This is a genomic window from Jiella avicenniae, assembly GCF_021390325.1.
Lineage (GTDB): Bacteria > Pseudomonadota > Alphaproteobacteria > Rhizobiales > Rhizobiaceae > Jiella > Jiella avicenniae.
Map to the genome: position 1 here is coordinate 24,209 of NZ_JAJUWU010000017.1, position 15,707 is coordinate 39,915.

The window sequence follows — 15,707 nt, forward strand, 5'->3', positions numbered from 1 at the left end:
TCAGCCCTCCAGCGTCTTGGCGGCGTCGTGGATCGCCTGGCGGATGCGCTTGTAGGTGGCGCAACGGCAGATGTTGCCGGTCATCGCGCCGTCGATGTCCGCGTCGCTCGGCGCCGGATTGAACTGCAGCAGCGACACCGCCGACATGATCTGGCCCGACTGGCAATAGCCGCATTGCGGCACGTCGATCGCCTGCCAGGCGGCCTGGACGGCCTTGGCTTCGGGGCCGTCGATCGCCTCGATGGTGGTGACGCTCGATCCTTCGAGAGCGGAGATCGGCGTGATGCAGGAGCGCGCCGTCATGCCGTCGACATGCACCGTGCAGGCGCCGCATTGGGCAATGCCGCAGCCGTATTTCGTGCCGGTCAGTCGTTCGGCATCGCGGATCACCCACAGAAGCGGGGTATCCGGATCGCCGTCGAACGTCGTTTCCCGGCCATTCAGGGTGAAGTTGACCACGTCCGCCTCCTGGTCGCCGATTTTTCACACTTCGCCGCGCCGGCCGCCCGGGATTCATCGGCGGCGCTGGCGCGTCGGGCGAAGTTTCGATTGGCTCCAAACTAACCGTTTGAACGGCAATCGCAAGTGACGGGATTGCGACGGCATGCGGCGACGCCGCGGGCCTGCAGGAGCGCAGCCGCCGACATGGCCCTGACGGCGTAGCGCGCACGTTGTGAAAGCATGAAGTCGGCTTACGCCGCCGACCATATCGGCGCAAGCGCTTCCGGCGCTGGAGGAGGGTCGTTGCCGGTTGCCGGCGTCGTTCCCAAAATCGTCGAAGAGACCGGAAGGCTCGTTCCCGCGGCCAAATCGTCAGGCGAGCGAAACCGTGCTCGCCGGCCAACCCCATGTTGCCCGCAGAGAGAAACGAGCCGACAAAAAAACCCCCGGCCGAAGCCAGGGGTTCTCCTGCGCGGTTCGATTGCCGAACCGTCAGCACATGGGCAAAGGGTCAGTGCGTGCCCGTCTGGTCCTTCACGGCATCCTTGACCTTGCCGTAGTTCTTCTGGGTCTTGCCCTCGACCTGATCCACCTTGCCTTCGGCTTCCATGTCGCGATTGCCGGTGGCGCGGCCGGCGGTTTCCTTGATCTTGCCGCCCATTTCCTTGGCGCCGCCCTTGATTTCGTTCTTGTCGACCATCGTCGTTGCTCCGATCATGCTGCCACACTGTTGGGCAGCTATGAACTGGAAACGCCGAGGACGTTCGCCTCGTTCCCTGCGAAATCAGACATTTGTGCGGACGGTGGTGTCGCATGGAAGGTCGCAAGGGACGGGGCCGGCCTTCGGTCCGGTCCGGACCTGCAAACCGCTTGGGCTCAGGCAGGTGACAGGCGGCGGCGTCCGAAGCCCGGCCGGGCGCCACGGTCCCGGTGGCCGGAGTTCGTCGGCGCCATGTCGGTGCGCGGCGGAGTGCGGTGCGCCGTCGGACCGGCTGCCGTCTCCCGTGCCGCCGCCTCGCGGACCGCGGACCCGCTGCGGCGCTCGAACTCCGGCTCCTCGAAGGCTGCCATGGCCTCGTCGAGATAGCCGAGGCCACCGAGGCCCGGCGGCGAGCCGTAGTGGTTCATCCCGTGCGATCCTGCGGCAAAACCGCAAAACGCCATCAGCACAACGCCCCCGCCCGGAACGAAAGTGACGAGAGCGTAGAAGCCCGAGCGGTCCAAGTCGTGCAACCGGGTGACGGTGGTCGCCCAGGAGACCCAGGCACCCGCCCCGACGAGAGCGAAACCGGCGACCGCCGAGAAGCTGCCGGACATGTCGGTGCCGGCGAACACGATCATCGCGGCGCCGCCCAGATAAAGCAGACTGCAGGTGAGGACGGCCATCCAGTAGGTGGTCCGGCCGATGCGGCCATGAAAGCTCAAGAAGGACTGCATGACCGATCCCCGAAGACGATGGGGAACATTCGACAGGAAACTCATGAGGGAAGCGTTGACGGGCAGGCGAAAAGTCGAGCCGAGCATGCTTTTGCTGGCGACATGGTCGTCTTGATGAACGACGTCTTTCCGCATGGCCGTCGGTTTGCCGCGGCCCGAGCAACGATTTCTTGCCGGTCTACTCAGACGGCGCAAATCATTCCACGAGTTCGTGCTTAACCGCGCTGGCAATGAAGGCGGAACGTGTCTGGCCACGAAGGCGCGCGGCCGCGTCGATGGCTTCGAGGAGGCCTTGATCGAGGGAGACATTGATACGAGTCGTCGCCCCCCGATCTCGGACGAGGGGAACCACGGTCAGCATTGCGCCAAGCCTTTCCTCCTCCAGCGAAGGATCGGCCAGGATCGCGTCGTAACCGCGCGGCTGCGGCAGGGTTTCGCCATCTGCTTCAAGCAGCCGGGCGTGTCCGCTCAATGCTTCCACGGCATTTTTAGCCGCTTCTTCGAGCGTATCGCCTGCGGAAATGCAGCCGGGCACGTCCGGGAAGCTCACACCATAGGCGCTGTCAGGCTCTTTATGAATGAAGGCGATGTAGCGCACAGCCGTTCGGATCTCTTTACTTTCGTGCGAGCAGCCCGGCTTGTTTTAATACGGAGCGGACGGTTCCTGCCGGAATGTCCTTCTTCGGATGCGGGACAGTGACCTTGCCAGGCTTGGACGGATGCCTGAAATGATGATGCGACCCGGTCACGCCGATCTCGAACCACCCGTCGTCACGCAAAAGCCTCACCAGATCGCGACTGCTCGTCATCGCCACCTTCTCCGTGTAAAATAATACACACCCAGACAAGTGTCAAACGGCTCAATCGCTCTCGAATTCGACTCGAATTTTCACGCGATCGATCGGAACGCCGGTGATCTGAGAAATTTCCCGCTGTGCCCCCGCGATGACATCGGCGACGGTTTTCCCCCTCCCGGGGCTGGTGTGGGCAGCCTGACCGTCGCTGAAGAGACCCGTCCGCAAGAATTCCGTCGACACGCCGATCGCTTTGGCGATGAGAGCAATCTTGTCCTCCCGCGGCATCGTGCCGTTCTTTTCCCAATTCCATACTGCAGTGGACGATACTCCGGCTGCTCTTGCGAGATCGCTTGCGTTCATCCCAGCTTCCGCGCGCGCCTTCGCGAGCCGTTTTCCGGATGAACTTGCCACCGACGAACTCCATATTCGGGGCAAGACAAAGACGTTAGAATTTTTCAAGTGAAACGCGAAAAGGCCAAAAAAAAGGGCGGCCCCGAAGGACCGCCCCTGATTGATGGCTTCTCTGGGAAGCGCTGGTCGACCGGACTTAGAAGTCCATGCCGCCCATGCCGCCCATGCCGCCGCCCATGCCGCCCGGCATGCCGCCGCCGGCCGACTCCTTCTTCGGAGCCTCCGAGATCATCGCCTCGGTGGTGACCAGGAGGCCGGCGACCGAAGCCGCGTCCTGGAGAGCCGAACGAACGACCTTGACCGGATCGACGATGCCCATCTGGATCATGTCGCCATATTCGCCGGTCTGGGCGTTGTAGCCGAAGGAGAGCGAGGAGTTCTCGAGGATCTTGCCGACCACGATCGAGCCTTCGCCACCGGCGTTCTGGACGATCTGACGGATCGGAGCCTGGAGCGCCTTGCGGACGATGGCGATGCCGGCGTCCTGGTCGGCGTTCTCGCCCTTCATGTCGAGGGCGTTGGAAGCGCGCAGCAGGGCGACGCCGCCGCCGGCCACGATGCCTTCTTCCACGGCCGCGCGGGTCGCGTTGAGGGCGTCGTCGACGCGGTCCTTCTTCTCCTTCACCTCGACCTCGGTCGCACCGCCGACGCGGATGACCGCGACGCCGCCGGCGAGCTTGGCCAGGCGCTCCTGGAGCTTCTCGCGGTCGTAGTCCGAGGTGGTCTCCTCGATCTGCGCCTTGATCTGACCGACGCGGGCCTTGATCTGCTCGGACTCACCGGCGCCATCGACGATGGTGGTGTTTTCCTTGGTGATCGAGACCTTCTTGGCGCGGCCGAGCATGTCGAGCGTGACGTTCTCGAGCTTGATGCCGACGTCCTCGGAGATGACCGTGCCGCCCGTGAGGATCGCGATGTCCTCGAGCATGGCCTTGCGGCGGTCGCCGAAGCCCGGAGCCTTGACGGCGGCGATCTTCAGGCCGCCACGCAGCTTGTTGACGACGAGCGTGGCGAGAGCCTCGCCCTCGACGTCCTCGGCGATGATGACCAGCGGCTTCGACGACTGGACGACGGCCTCGAGGACCGGCAGCATCGCCTGAAGGTTGGACAGCTTCTTCTCGTGGAGAAGGATGTAGGCGTCGTCGAGCTCGGCGACCATCTTCTCGGCGTTGGTCACAAAGTACGGCGACAGGTAGCCGCGATCGAACTGCATGCCCTCGACGACCTCGAGCTCGGTCTCGGCGGTCTTGGCTTCCTCGACGGTGATGACGCCCTCGTTGCCGACCTTCTGCATGGCCGAGGCGATCATCTGACCGATCTCCTTCTCGCCATTGGCGGAGATCGTGCCGACCTGCGCCACTTCGTCCGAGGTGTCGATCGAGCGGGCGGAGGAGCCGAGCGCGTCGACGACCTTCTCGACGGCCTTGTCGATGCCGCGCTTGACGTCCATCGGGTTCATGCCGGCGGCGACCGACTTGGCGCCTTCCTTGACGATCGCCTGGGCGAGGACCGTCGCGGTGGTGGTGCCGTCACCGGCCTTGTCGTTGGTCTTCGAGGCCACTTCGCGCACCATCTGGGCGCCCATGTTCTCGAACTTGTCCTCGAGCTCGATCTCCTTGGCGACCGAGACGCCGTCCTTGGTGATGCGCGGCGCGCCGAAGGACTTGTCGATGACGACGTTGCGGCCCTTGGGACCGAGCGTCACCTTCACCGCGTCGGCGAGGATGTCGACGCCGCGCAGCATGCGCTCACGCGCGTCGCGGCCGAACTTTACGTCTTTTGCTGCCATGTTGATATTCTCCCGGGCGCGCCTCGAAGGCCGGCGCCGTTTGAAGTTTCATCGTTGCGTGGATCGCGAATCCGGCAGGGTCGTCTCGCCTCAGGCGGCGACGACGCCCATGATGTCGGACTCTTTCATGATCAGGAGGTCTTCGCCGTTGAGCTTGACCTCGGTGCCGGACCACTTGCCGAAGAGGACGCGGTCGCCGGCCTTGACGTCGAGCGGAACGACCTTGCCGGACTCGTCGCGAGCGCCGGAGCCGACGGCGACGATCTCGCCTTCCTGCGGCTTCTCCTTGGCGGTGTCGGGGATGATGATGCCGCCAGCGGTCTTGGCCTCGGACTCCACCCGGCGAACCACGACGCGGTCGTGCAGGGGACGGAAGTTCACAGCTGCCATGTTCGTTTGAACCCTTCGTTGGACGAAACGCCGGGCCCCTTGAGGCGCCCGGCTCGAGAAATTCTAGCACTCGCCGGTGGTGAGTGCTAACAGCGGTCAGATAGCGATCGCGGTGAAGGCAAGTCAAGAACCGGCGGTGGAATTTTTCTTCGCCGGGCCGGAGGCGAAGACGGGGCCGTAGCTAAGCACGATGGTCCCGGCCGCAGCCGCGAAGGGAACTCACGCCGGTCGATCCGGCTTTCCGTGCGGCCCGGCTCCGCTTGACCCGCTGCGCCCCCATCTCTATCGGCTCGGGACGAGTTTCAAGCCCGAAACGTCAATTCACCGGGAACAGTTAATGCAGGAAGCATCCCTCGCCGCGCCGCGCCGGATCAACGGGCTGTCCGAGATCGCCGGCGGCTACGACGCCATCTTCTGCGACATCTGGGGCGTGGTCCATGACGGCCTCGCCCGGCATGCGGCGGCCGAACGCGCCCTTGTCGCCGCCCGGGCCGGCGGGGCGAAGGTCGTGCTGATCACCAATGCGCCGCGACAGGCGCCCGGCGTGATCGCCCAACTCGACACGTTCGGCTTTTCGCGCGAGGCCTATGACGCTGTCGTCACGTCGGGCGACGTCACCCGCGCGCTGATCGGCCGGGCCGACGGCCCGCTCTTCCATATCGGCCCGGCCCGCGACGTCGACCTCTTCGAGGGACTCGACGTCGAGCGGTTGAATGATCCGGCAGCCGCGAAGTCCGTCATCACCACCGGCCTCTTCGACGACGAGAGCGAAACGCCGGACGACTACCGCGATCTCATCGCCGCCTTCCGGCAGAACGATCTGCCGATGATCTGCGCCAATCCGGACATCGTCGTCCATCGCGGCGAGAGGCTGATCTATTGCGGCGGCGCCATCGCCTGGGCCTATGAAGAGGCGGGCGGCACCGTCTCGATGGCCGGCAAGCCCTATCCGCCGATCTATGCCGAGGCCCACCGGCTCGCCGGGACGGGCGATCGAAGCCGCATTCTGGCGATCGGCGACGGGCTTGCCACCGACATCAGGGGCGCCAACGACGCCGGGCTCGACGTTCTGCTGATCACCGGCGGCATCCACGGCAAGGATTTCGGCGGGCGACCCGAAGATCCGGCCGAGGTCGGCAGGGTTCTCGCCGAAAAAGGCCTTTCCGCCGATTACTTCATGGCGGCGCTCGGATGAGCGGCGGGCCGACCATCGCGAGACTCGGCGGAGACCGTCTCCCGGAGGAACTGCGCGGCGGGGTGGTTGCGATCGGCAATTTCGACGGCGTCCATCGCGGCCATCAGGCGGTGCTCGGCACCGCCCGCGACATCGCCCGGGCAGAAGCGAGACCGCTGGTCTGCCTGACCTTCGAGCCGCATCCGCGCACCGTCTTCGATCCCGCCAAGCCGGTGCCACGGCTGACGCCGGCGCCGATCCGCGCGAGGCTGCTCGGGGCGCTCGGCTTCGGCGCGGTGGTCGAGCAGGACTTTACCAGGAGCTTCGCCGGCATGGAGCCGGACGACTTCGTCCGCCGCGTACTGGTGGAGGGGCTGGCGGCCGCCCATGTCGTCGCCGGCTTCGATTTCCACTACGGCCGCAAGCGGGGCGGGACGCCGCAGACGTTGATTGCGGCCGGCGAGCGCCATGGCTTCGGCGCCACCCTCGTGCCGGCGAGGCGCGATGCGGGCGGCGAGACGATTTCCTCCAGCCGCATCCGCGGCCTGCTTGAAGTCGGCGACGTGACCCGAGCGGCGGAGCTGCTGAATTACCGCTGGACGATCGGCGGCGAGGTGCGGCGAGGCCAGCAGATCGGCCGAACGCTGGGCTATCCGACCGCCAACATCACCCTCGTTCCCGACACGATGCTGAAATTCGGTATCTATGCCGTCCGCCTGCGCCGGGCCGACGGTTCGCTGCATGACGGCGTCGCGAGCTTCGGCCGCCGCCCGACCTTCGACAATGGTGCGGCGCTCTTCGAGACGTTCCTCTTCGACTTTTCCGGCGATCTCTACGGCGAGACGATCACCGTCTCGATCTTCGCGTTCCTGCGTGGCGAGGAGAAGTTCGACGGCATCGCCGCACTGATCGCCCAGATGGACCGGGATTCGCAAAACGCCCGGGCGGCGCTCGCCGCGGCTACCCCGCTCGGCGATCTCGACCGGGCGATCGCGTTCTGACCAAGGCATCGTCGTCGGGTGTCGCCTGGCCGGTCATCAGGGCAATGCCGATCTGCACGCTGGAAAAGGTCAGACCCAGAAAATAGACGACGAGGCAGGCGGCGAGGAGCCCGGCGTCGGAGGCGCGGAGCACCGTTCCAAAACCCGCGGTGTCGGTGAAGACGAGCGCTGCGACGAGAAGCGCGGCGGCCGAAAAGCCGACGACGACGTGGCGGACCAGAAATCGCAACAGTGCTGGCATGGTCTTCCACCCTTTGCCGAGACGTCGACGCGAGGATCCCGGCGCCCTGAGCCGCAGGTTCGTCGAAGCACAAATTTAGTCGAGCTTGCGAGGCAGGGCGAGGGGCTTTGCCCGCAACGGCCCCGGCCGAGCGTTCTTTTCATCCCGGCGCGGACTTGCTAAAGCCGGCCACCATGTTGGCACGACAGATCGTCTCGAACGGTTGGCGAATTAGTCGCCCGGCCTTCCGGCAAGCCTGACGGGTTTGCGGAGGGACCGGGCCCTTTCGCTTTTCAACGCTCATTCTCTCCCGCCGCCGCTCGAGATTTTCGCGGCCGCAACAGGACTGCATCATGACCGACGAGACGAAGACCGCAGCCGCCGACGCCATCGACTACGCCAAGACCCTGTTTCTGCCCGAGACCCAGTTCCCGATGCGCGCCGGCCTGCCCAAGGCCGAGCCGGAGTGGCTGGCGAAGTGGGACGGGATGGATCTCTACGGCAAGCTCAGGCAGGCCTCCGAGGGGCGGCCGAAATACGTCCTTCACGACGGCCCGCCCTATGCCAACGGCAACCTCCACATCGGGCACGCGCTGAACAAGATCCTCAAGGACGTCATCAACCGCTCCTTCCAGATGCGCGGCTATGACGCGAACTACGTCCCCGGCTGGGACTGTCACGGCCTGCCGATCGAATGGAAGATCGAGGAACAGTACCGGGCGAAGGGCAAGAACAAGGACGAGATCGAGGTCAACGAATTCCGCCGGGAATGCCGCGACTTCGCCACCCATTGGGTGGGCGTCCAGACCGAGGAGTTCCGCCGTCTCGGCGTCGAGGGCGACTTCAAGAACCCCTATCTGACCATGAATTTTCAGGCCGAGTCGGTCATCGCCGGCGAGCTGTTGAAATTCGCCATGTCCGGCCAGCTCTATCGCGGGTCGAAGCCGGTGATGTGGTCGGTGGTGGAAAGGACGGCGCTGGCGGAGGCCGAGGTCGAGTATCACGACCACGAGTCGGATACGATCTGGGCTGCCTTCCCGGTCCGCGGCGATGGCGCTCTGGCCGGCGCGTCCGTGGTCATCTGGACGACCACGCCCTGGACCATCCCCGGCAACCGCGCGATCGCCTTCTCGCCGCGCATCGCCTATGGCGTCTATGAAGTGACCGCGCCGGAGGATGTGGACAATCCGCGATGGGCGAAGGAGGGCGAGCGTTACGTCCTCGCCGAAGCGCTGGCCGCCGACGTCTTCGCCAAGGCTCGGGTGCCGGAAGGCGGCTGGCGGAAGCTGGCCGAAGTCTCCGCCGCCGATCTCCGGGGCCTTGTCGCCGACCACCCGCTGAAAGGCTGGGCGGCCACCTCCCCCTTGTGGGGAGGTCCGAGAGCCGAAGGCGATCGGGGTGGGGGTGATGCTGCTGCGCCTGTTTCGGGCGATCCTACACGTCTGTCAGTGCAGGACCCCCACCCTCAATCCCTCCCCACAAGGGGGAGGGAGGTTTCGGCGCCCTATTCCTTCCCCGTCCCGCTCATCGCCGGCGACCACGTCACCGACGAGGCCGGCACCGGCTTCGTCCACACCGCGCCCGGTCACGGCCGCGAGGATTTCGACGCCTGGATGGACATGCGCCGCGATCTCGAAGCGCGCGGCATCGACACGCAGATCCCCTTCACCGTCGACGACGACGGCTTCTACACCAACGACGCGCCGGGTTTCGGGCCGGATGCGCCCGAGGGGCCGGCGCGCGTCATCGACGACAAGGGCAAGAAGGGCGACGCCAACAAGCGCGTCATCGACGCTTTGATCGCCGCCGGCAACCTCCTCGCCCGCGGTCGGCTGAAGCATTCCTATCCGCATTCCTGGCGCTCGAAGAAGCCGGTGATCTTCCGCAACACGCCGCAGTGGTTCGTCCATATGGACAAGAATCTGGGCGGGTACGGGCTGGAGGGCGCGGCGCTGATCTCCCCCTCGAGGGGGGAGATTGGCACGTCCGCAAACGCCGAAGACACCCTCCGCTCCCGCGCCCTTCGGGCCATCGACGACACCCGCTTCGTCCCGGCCTCCGGCCAGAACCGGCTGCGCGGCATGATCGCCGACCGGCCGGACTGGGTGCTGTCGCGCCAGCGCGCCTGGGGCGTGCCGATCTGCGTCTTCGTCGACGAGGCCGGCAACCTTTTGAATGACGAGGCGGTGAACGAGCGCATCCTTCGGGCCTTCGCGGAGGAGGGCGCCGACGCCTGGTTCGCCGACGGCGCCAAGGAGCGTTTCCTCGGCAACGAGCACGACGGGGCGAAGTGGACCATGGTCCGCGACATTCTCGACGTGTGGTTCGATTCCGGTTCGACCCACGCCTTCTGCCTGGAAAAGCGGCCCGATCTGAAATGGCCGGCGGACCTTTATCTCGAAGGCTCCGACCAGCATCGCGGCTGGTTCCATTCCTCGCTGCTGGAAAGCTGCGGCACCAGGGGCCGCGCGCCCTACGACGCCGTCCTCACCCATGGCTTCGTCATGGACGAGGAGGGGCGCAAGATGTCGAAGTCGCTCGGCAACGTCGTCACCCCGCAGGAGGTGATCAAGCAGTCCGGCGCCGACATTCTCCGCCTCTGGGTGGTCAGTTCCGACTATTCGGAGGATCTGCGCCTCGGCAAGACGATCCTCCAGACCAACGTCGACAGCTATCGCAAGCTCAGAAACACCATCCGCTGGATGCTCGGCACGCTCGCCCATGACGAGGGGGAGACGGTGCCTCTTGCTGAAATGCCCGAACTCGAGCGGCTGATGCTCCACCGCATCGCCGAACTCGACGAGGTCGTCGCCAAGGGCTACGACGCCTTCGACTTCAAGCGCATCGCGCGGGCGCTCACCGACTTCGTGGTCGTCGAACTCTCCGCCTTCTATTTCGACGTCCGCAAGGATGCACTTTACTGCGATCCGCTGTCGTCGGCGAAGCGCAAGGCGGCCCTGCAGGTGGTGCGGACGCTCTTCGACCATCTCGTCACCTGGCTCGCGCCGATGCTGCCCTTCACCATGGAGGAGGCCTGGCTGCAGCGCTATCCGAACGCGGAGTCGGTGCATCTCGAACAGTTCCGCACCGTCGATCCGGCCTGGAAGGACGAGGCGCTGGCGGCCCGCTGGCAGGCGATCCGCCGGGTCCGGCGCGTCGTCATGGGCGCGCTTGAGGAAAAGCGCCGCGACAAGGTCATCGGCTCGTCGCTGGAAGCCTGGCCGACGGTCCATGTCGCCGATGCCGACACCCGGGCGCTCGTCGCCGCCTCCGATTTCGCCGAGATCTGCATCACTTCCGGCATCGAGATCTCGGGCGAGCCGGCGCCGGCGGACGCCTTCACCCTTGCCGACACGCCCGGCGTCGCCGTCGCCTTCGCCAAGGCGGAAGGGACGAAATGCGCCCGCTCCTGGAAGATCACCGGGGACGTCGGCTCGGACCCGGATTACCCCGACGTCTCCGCCCGCGACGCCGAAGCGCTACGGGAACTCGAGGCGGCGGGGCGTCTGGCGGCCTGACGTCGTTTCGGCCGCCGCATCGGCAAATTGCGGCGGCCGGCCCGAAGGCTTCTCCCGGCGACGATTTTCGGCAATTCCCCTGGGTCATGCCCGGAATTCGCCGGATTTGGGTGCCATTGGGGCGAGTGTCGCAGAAACGGGCTTGGCCTTTGGCCTGGTTCCGCCTATGCAACCGGGGCCGGCACGTTCTTAGGGGGAACGGACCGGCTGCAAGACGAATGGGACGCGCGAGCCCCCGTGCCGGACGCCTGAAGAGCGTCCGTGCCGAACGGGGAGAGGAACGTCGGTCGACCGATGGCTTCCTCGCCGCAGCGTCGATTTCGAGGGGCTCGAGGGGGCATGGCCAATGACGGCCCTGCCGACCGCATGAGGGGGACGTATCGTCATGATGCCGAACACCGCCCGCAAGGGGGTTGCTGCAGCCATATTGGTGATCGGGTGCCTGTCGCTCGTCGGCTGCCTCGGCCCGACCTACGGAACCGGCAAGTCGCAGGGCGAAACGCTCTTCGACGACATGAACAATTTCGTGTCTCTCGGTGGCGACGATGAAGGCAAGAAGGTCGCCTACACCCCGCGTCCCGAACTGGTGAAGCCGGAGAGCACCACCGTCCTGCCGCAACCGCAGGTCGCCCGCAACACGACGGGCGATCCAGACTGGCCGGAGTCGCCCGAAGAGCGCTCGGCGCGCATTCGGGCCGCGGCCTATCAGGGCGACGGTCCGCTGCCGGCCGAGTTCGCCACGAAGCGCAAGGAAGGCGTGACGCAGGAATATCTCGACCGGACCGGCGGCGGCAGCTTCGACTTCAACAAGAACAGCGACGACGCCGGCGTTCTCTCTCCGGCGCAGATGGAAAGCCGCAGCGAGCTGATCAAGAAGCGGCTCGCCGAACAGAAGCAGGGCAGTCCGACCCAGCGCCGCTACCTGTCCGAGCCGCCGATCAAGTATCGCGAGCCGGCTGCGACGGCGCCGGTCGGCGATCCAGGCGAGGACGAAGAAGTCAAGCAGCGGCGCCTGCGCGGCAACGGTCCGGGCCTCCTCGACAAGGTCGGCGATCTCCTGCCCTTCTGACGCGCGCTCGTCGACCGGGTGACCGGGATCGGACCGGTGGATCAGCGCCTTTCGGCGAAGAAGCGGCGCAGAAGTGCGGTGCTCGCCGTCTCGGCAATGCCAGAATAGACCTCCGGCGCGTGATGACAGGTCGGTTGCGAATAAAAGCGCGGCCCGTTTTCGACGGCGCCGCCTTTTTCGTCCGAGGCCCCGAAATAAAGCCGGCGGATGCGCGCGAAGGAGATCGCCGCTGCGCACATGGCGCAGGGCTCCAGCGTCACGTAGAGATCGCAGCCCGTCAGCCGCTGGTCGCCGAGGTCCGCACAGGCGAGCCGGATCGCGACGATTTCGGCATGAGCAGTCGGGTCCGCCCGCACGATCGTTTCGTTGCCCGCCGCCGCGATCACCGCGCCGTCCCGCACGATCACCGCGCCGATCGGCACTTCGCCGCGCCTTGCCGCACGTTCGGCCTGTTCGAGGGCGAGATCCATGAAATTGCGGCGGGTCATCGGCAGATCGGTCTTACTCGGCGGTGCAAGCCTTGCTATAGCACTCGCAATCGATGACGGAAGCCGCATCACGGCAGCACCTTCCCGGCAAGGGGCAGGGCGAAGCCCGAAGGGCGGGTGAATGCCGTGGCGTGCAGGCGCATTTCGCCCGCGGGCGAGGGACCGGCCAATCGGATCGGCAATTTGAGCGAGCGTCCGGGCCGAGACCCGTCGACGGCGCGCGACATTTGAAAGCATGACGATGAGCGACGACGACAAGACGGGCGAGGGCCGCAAGCCGGGCAGGGGCGGTCCGAAACGGGGCGCCGGAGCGCCGAGTGGCGGCGGCAGGGGAAGGGGTCCGGCGGGCGGCGACAGGGGCGACAAGCCCCGGCGTGCGGCTCGCCCCGCCGGATCGACCGAGCCCCGTGCCTTTGGCGACCGGCCGCGCAAGCCCTTCGCCGGCAAGCGCGAGGGCGCCGGCGGCGACGCGAAGCCGAACGAGGGCAAGCCCTTCCGTGCGCGCGGTGAAGGCGGCAAGCCCTTCACCCCCAAAAGTCGCGGAATGTTCTCCCATGGCGGCGCCAGGACCGAGGACGGAAAGGCCGGCAAGCCAAAGAGCTACGGTCGCCGCAGCCACGACGCGGCAGCGGGCGAAGATGGCGAGCGCAAGGCGCGGCCGCTCGGCGCCGAGCGCCGCAACGATCGGGCGCCGGGCGGCAAGGACGCGGCCAAAGGCGGCTTTCGCAAGGAGCGCCCCGGCCGACCGGACGGTGCCGCGACGCCCGCCGGTGCGGCGACGGGCGGACGCGGCGACAAGCGCCCGCGCCGCGATGGCGGAGAAGCGGTCGCGTCTTCGGATGCCGGGGGCGATGCGGCGCTGACCATGCGGATCGCCCGGCGCCTCGCCCGCGCCGGCGTCGCCTCGCGGCGCGATGCGGAGGCGATGATCGCCGAGGGCCGCGTCTCGGTGAACGGCAAGGTGCTGGAGACGCCCGCCCTCGACGTCGGCCCGAAGGACAGGATCACCATCGACGGCGAGACGCTGCCGGCGATCGAGCGCACGCGCCTGTGGCTGTTCCACAAGCCGGCCGGCCTCGTCACCACCAACAAGGACCCGGAAGGCCGGCCGACCGTTTTCGACGGGCTGCCGGCCGAGATGCCGCGCGTCCTCACCATCGGCCGCCTCGACATCAACACCGAGGGCCTCCTGCTGCTGACCAACGACGGCGGCCTCGCCCGGGTGCTGGAACTGCCTGCCACCGGCTGGCTGCGGCGCTACAGGGTCCGTGCCCATGGCGAGATCGATCAGGCGAGGCTCGACGAACTGCGCCAGGGCATCGCCATCGACGGCGTCTTCTACGGCGCCATCGAGGCGACGCTCGATCGCGAGCAGGGCTCGAACGTCTGGATGACGCTCGGCCTGCGCGAAGGCAAGAACCGCGAGGTCAAGCGCGTGCTCGGCCATCTCGGCCTCGACGTGAACCGGCTGATCCGTTTGTCCTACGGACCGTTCCAGCTCGCCGATCTGGCGGAGGGCGCGGTGCGGGAGATCCATGGCAAGACGCTGCGCGACCAGCTCGGGCCGCGGCTGATCGAGGAGGCCGGCGCCGATTTCGACGCGCCGATCGTCAACGCCTTCTCCAACCGGCCGGTCGAGACGGCGAAAGCGCCGCGCGCCAGGCCGGGCGAGGACAGGAAGCCCCGCGGCGAGAGCGCCCCCAACAAGAAGCGGCAGCGCGAGGAACGCCGCGAGGATGCCCTCGGCCGGCTCGATACCCGGTCCGGCCGGCCGAGCCGCGCCAAGGGCGATGATCGCCCCGCCCGCGCTCAAGGTGCGTCGCCTCCGGCCCGTTCGGAAGGCGCGAACCGCCGCCCCGGGTCGGCAGGGGCCGGCAAGCCTTTCGGCGACGGGCCACGGCGCGGCCGCGGCGATGCCCGCGACGACAGCCGCGGGCCGAAGCGCTTCGATGGCGACAAGCCGGCCCGAGGCGGCTCCGGCGCCGGGACGTTCGGCGATCGCAAATTCGCCGACAGGAAATCCGGCGGCAAGGGGTTCGGCGCAGGCAAGCCCGGCGGCGAGGCCGAGGAGCGACCGTCGCGGCCGGCTTCCGCCGGACGGCGGCTCTCGAACGTCTGGATCGCCCCCGGTGGCCGGCCGATGGGGCCGAAGAAGGCGGCCGGCGAAGAGGCGAGGGCCGCGCGGACCGACAAGCCGCGCGCCGTCGATCCGACGCAGCGGATGGGCAAGCGGCGCAGCGGGCCGAAGCCGACCGGCGGCGCGGCGGGCCCCGGCGGCCCGAAACGGCCGAAGAAGGGCTAGGGCCGGATGCGCATCGTCGGCGGCGAGTTCAAGGGCCGAAAGCTCACGGAACCGAAGAGCGACCGGATTCGCCCGACCACCGACCGCAACCGCGAGACGCTGTTCAACATCCTCGCCCACGGCAAGGCGTTCGAACTCGCCGACGCCCGCGTCCTCGATCTCTTCTCCGGCACCGGGGCCGTGGGCCTGGAGGCCCTGTCGCGCGGCGCGCGCTTCTGCCTCTTCGTCGAGGAGGACGCCGAGGCGCGCGGGATCGTCAGGGCCAACATGGAGGCCTTCGGCCTGAACGGCCGGGCGAAGATCTTCCGCCGCGACGCGACGAAGCTCGGCGTGCCGGGAACGATGGAGCCCTTCGACATGCTCTTCGCCGATCCGCCCTACGGCAGGGGGCTCGGCGAGCAGGCCCTCGTCTCCGCCCGAGACGGCGGCTGGCTGAAGCCGGGTGCCCTGGCGGTGGTCGAAGAGGCCGCGGGCGCGGCCTTCGATCCGCCGGAGGGCTTCGAGCCCGTCGAGGAACGCGCGATGGGCGCGACGATCCTGCGATTTCTGCGGCTGGCGAGCCCATAAACTCGCCATTCTCCCCGGCCATATCACGGGCGGGTGCTCGGCTCGCCGGGGCGGGCCCGCGATCTAACGAAAGCGTAAGTGGTCACCGCGCACCGCCTCCGGC

16 protein-coding genes are annotated in these 15,707 nt (G+C 67.2%); 6 read left to right on the plus strand and 10 right to left on the minus strand.

Going from position 1 to position 15,707, the window contains the following annotated elements:
• From LZD57_RS16355 to groES, 8 genes are all read right to left on the minus strand, one after another.
• Window positions 1-459 carry a (2Fe-2S)-binding protein gene (locus LZD57_RS16355; protein ID WP_233720553.1) on the minus strand — a complete coding sequence of 153 codons (459 nt, stop codon included), beginning with the start codon at window positions 457-459 and terminating at the stop codon, window positions 1-3.
• Window positions 460-952: 493 nt separating this feature from the next.
• On the minus strand, window positions 953-1,141 hold the full coding sequence (locus tag LZD57_RS16360) for a CsbD family protein (protein ID WP_233720554.1): 189 nt from the start codon (window positions 1,139-1,141) through the stop codon (window positions 953-955).
• A gap of 176 nt (window positions 1,142-1,317) precedes the next feature.
• Window positions 1,318-1,878: a DUF805 domain-containing protein gene (locus tag LZD57_RS16365; protein WP_233720555.1), complete on the minus strand. Its 561-nt coding sequence runs from the start codon at window positions 1,876-1,878 to the stop codon at window positions 1,318-1,320.
• A gap of 196 nt (window positions 1,879-2,074) precedes the next feature.
• Window positions 2,075-2,476 (minus strand): type II toxin-antitoxin system HicB family antitoxin, encoded by a 402-nt coding sequence (locus LZD57_RS16370; RefSeq protein WP_233720556.1) that lies wholly within the window; start codon window positions 2,474-2,476, stop codon window positions 2,075-2,077.
• 16 nt (window positions 2,477-2,492) lie between these two features.
• Complete coding sequence (locus LZD57_RS16375) at window positions 2,493-2,687, minus strand: type II toxin-antitoxin system HicA family toxin (protein WP_233720557.1); 195 nt, start codon at window positions 2,685-2,687, stop codon at window positions 2,493-2,495.
• A 51-nt stretch (window positions 2,688-2,738) separates the two neighbouring features.
• On the minus strand, window positions 2,739-3,086 hold the full coding sequence (locus LZD57_RS16380) for a helix-turn-helix domain-containing protein (RefSeq protein ID WP_233720558.1): 348 nt from the start codon (window positions 3,084-3,086) through the stop codon (window positions 2,739-2,741).
• Window positions 3,087-3,222: 136 nt separating this feature from the next.
• Window positions 3,223-4,875 (minus strand): chaperonin GroEL, encoded by a 1,653-nt coding sequence (groL, locus tag LZD57_RS16385; protein WP_233720559.1) that lies wholly within the window; start codon window positions 4,873-4,875, stop codon window positions 3,223-3,225.
• Between the two features lie 90 nt (window positions 4,876-4,965).
• The gene (groES, locus tag LZD57_RS16390) at window positions 4,966-5,265 is read right to left on the minus strand and encodes a co-chaperone GroES (RefSeq protein WP_083592059.1); all 300 of its coding nucleotides are present in this window, start codon (window positions 5,263-5,265) and stop codon (window positions 4,966-4,968) included.
• A gap of 337 nt (window positions 5,266-5,602) precedes the next feature.
• Between groES and LZD57_RS16395 the strand changes: the two genes are divergently transcribed.
• The gene (locus LZD57_RS16395) at window positions 5,603-6,460 is read left to right on the plus strand and encodes a TIGR01459 family HAD-type hydrolase (protein ID WP_233720560.1); all 858 of its coding nucleotides are present in this window, start codon (window positions 5,603-5,605) and stop codon (window positions 6,458-6,460) included.
• On the plus strand, window positions 6,457-7,440 hold the full coding sequence (locus LZD57_RS16400; RefSeq protein WP_233720561.1) for a bifunctional riboflavin kinase/FAD synthetase: 984 nt from the start codon (window positions 6,457-6,459) through the stop codon (window positions 7,438-7,440). The genes LZD57_RS16395 and LZD57_RS16400 overlap by 4 nt, the downstream gene beginning before the upstream one ends.
• Here LZD57_RS16400 and LZD57_RS16405 read toward each other — a convergent pair.
• Window positions 7,400-7,681 carry a hypothetical protein gene (locus tag LZD57_RS16405; protein ID WP_233720562.1) on the minus strand — a complete coding sequence of 94 codons (282 nt, stop codon included), beginning with the start codon at window positions 7,679-7,681 and terminating at the stop codon, window positions 7,400-7,402. The two genes, LZD57_RS16400 and LZD57_RS16405, sit on opposite strands and share 41 nt — an antisense overlap.
• A 332-nt stretch (window positions 7,682-8,013) precedes the next feature.
• Here LZD57_RS16405 and ileS point away from each other — a divergent pair, with 332 nt between their 5' ends.
• Window positions 8,014-11,178: an isoleucine--tRNA ligase gene (gene ileS, locus LZD57_RS16410; protein WP_233720563.1), complete on the plus strand. Its 3,165-nt coding sequence runs from the start codon at window positions 8,014-8,016 to the stop codon at window positions 11,176-11,178.
• 385 nt (window positions 11,179-11,563) lie between these two features.
• Window positions 11,564-12,247, plus strand: coding sequence for a hypothetical protein (locus LZD57_RS16415; protein WP_233720564.1), 684 nt, complete (start codon window positions 11,564-11,566; stop codon window positions 12,245-12,247).
• 41 nt (window positions 12,248-12,288) lie between these two features.
• On the opposite strand, the gene LZD57_RS16420 is transcribed toward LZD57_RS16415, so the two are convergent.
• Entirely contained in the window at window positions 12,289-12,735 is a 447-nt protein-coding gene (locus LZD57_RS16420) for a nucleoside deaminase (RefSeq protein WP_233720565.1), read from the minus strand.
• A 241-nt stretch (window positions 12,736-12,976) separates the two neighbouring features.
• On the opposite strand from LZD57_RS16420, the gene LZD57_RS16425 reads away from it, so the two are divergent.
• Both LZD57_RS16425 and rsmD read left to right on the plus strand, forming a co-directional pair.
• Window positions 12,977-15,037, plus strand: a complete 2,061-nt coding sequence (locus LZD57_RS16425; protein WP_233720566.1) for a pseudouridine synthase — start codon at window positions 12,977-12,979, stop codon at window positions 15,035-15,037.
• 6 nt (window positions 15,038-15,043) lie between these two features.
• Window positions 15,044-15,604, plus strand: a complete 561-nt coding sequence (rsmD, locus tag LZD57_RS16430) for a 16S rRNA (guanine(966)-N(2))-methyltransferase RsmD (RefSeq protein ID WP_233720567.1) — start codon at window positions 15,044-15,046, stop codon at window positions 15,602-15,604.
• Window positions 15,605-15,707: the final 103 nt, after the last annotated feature.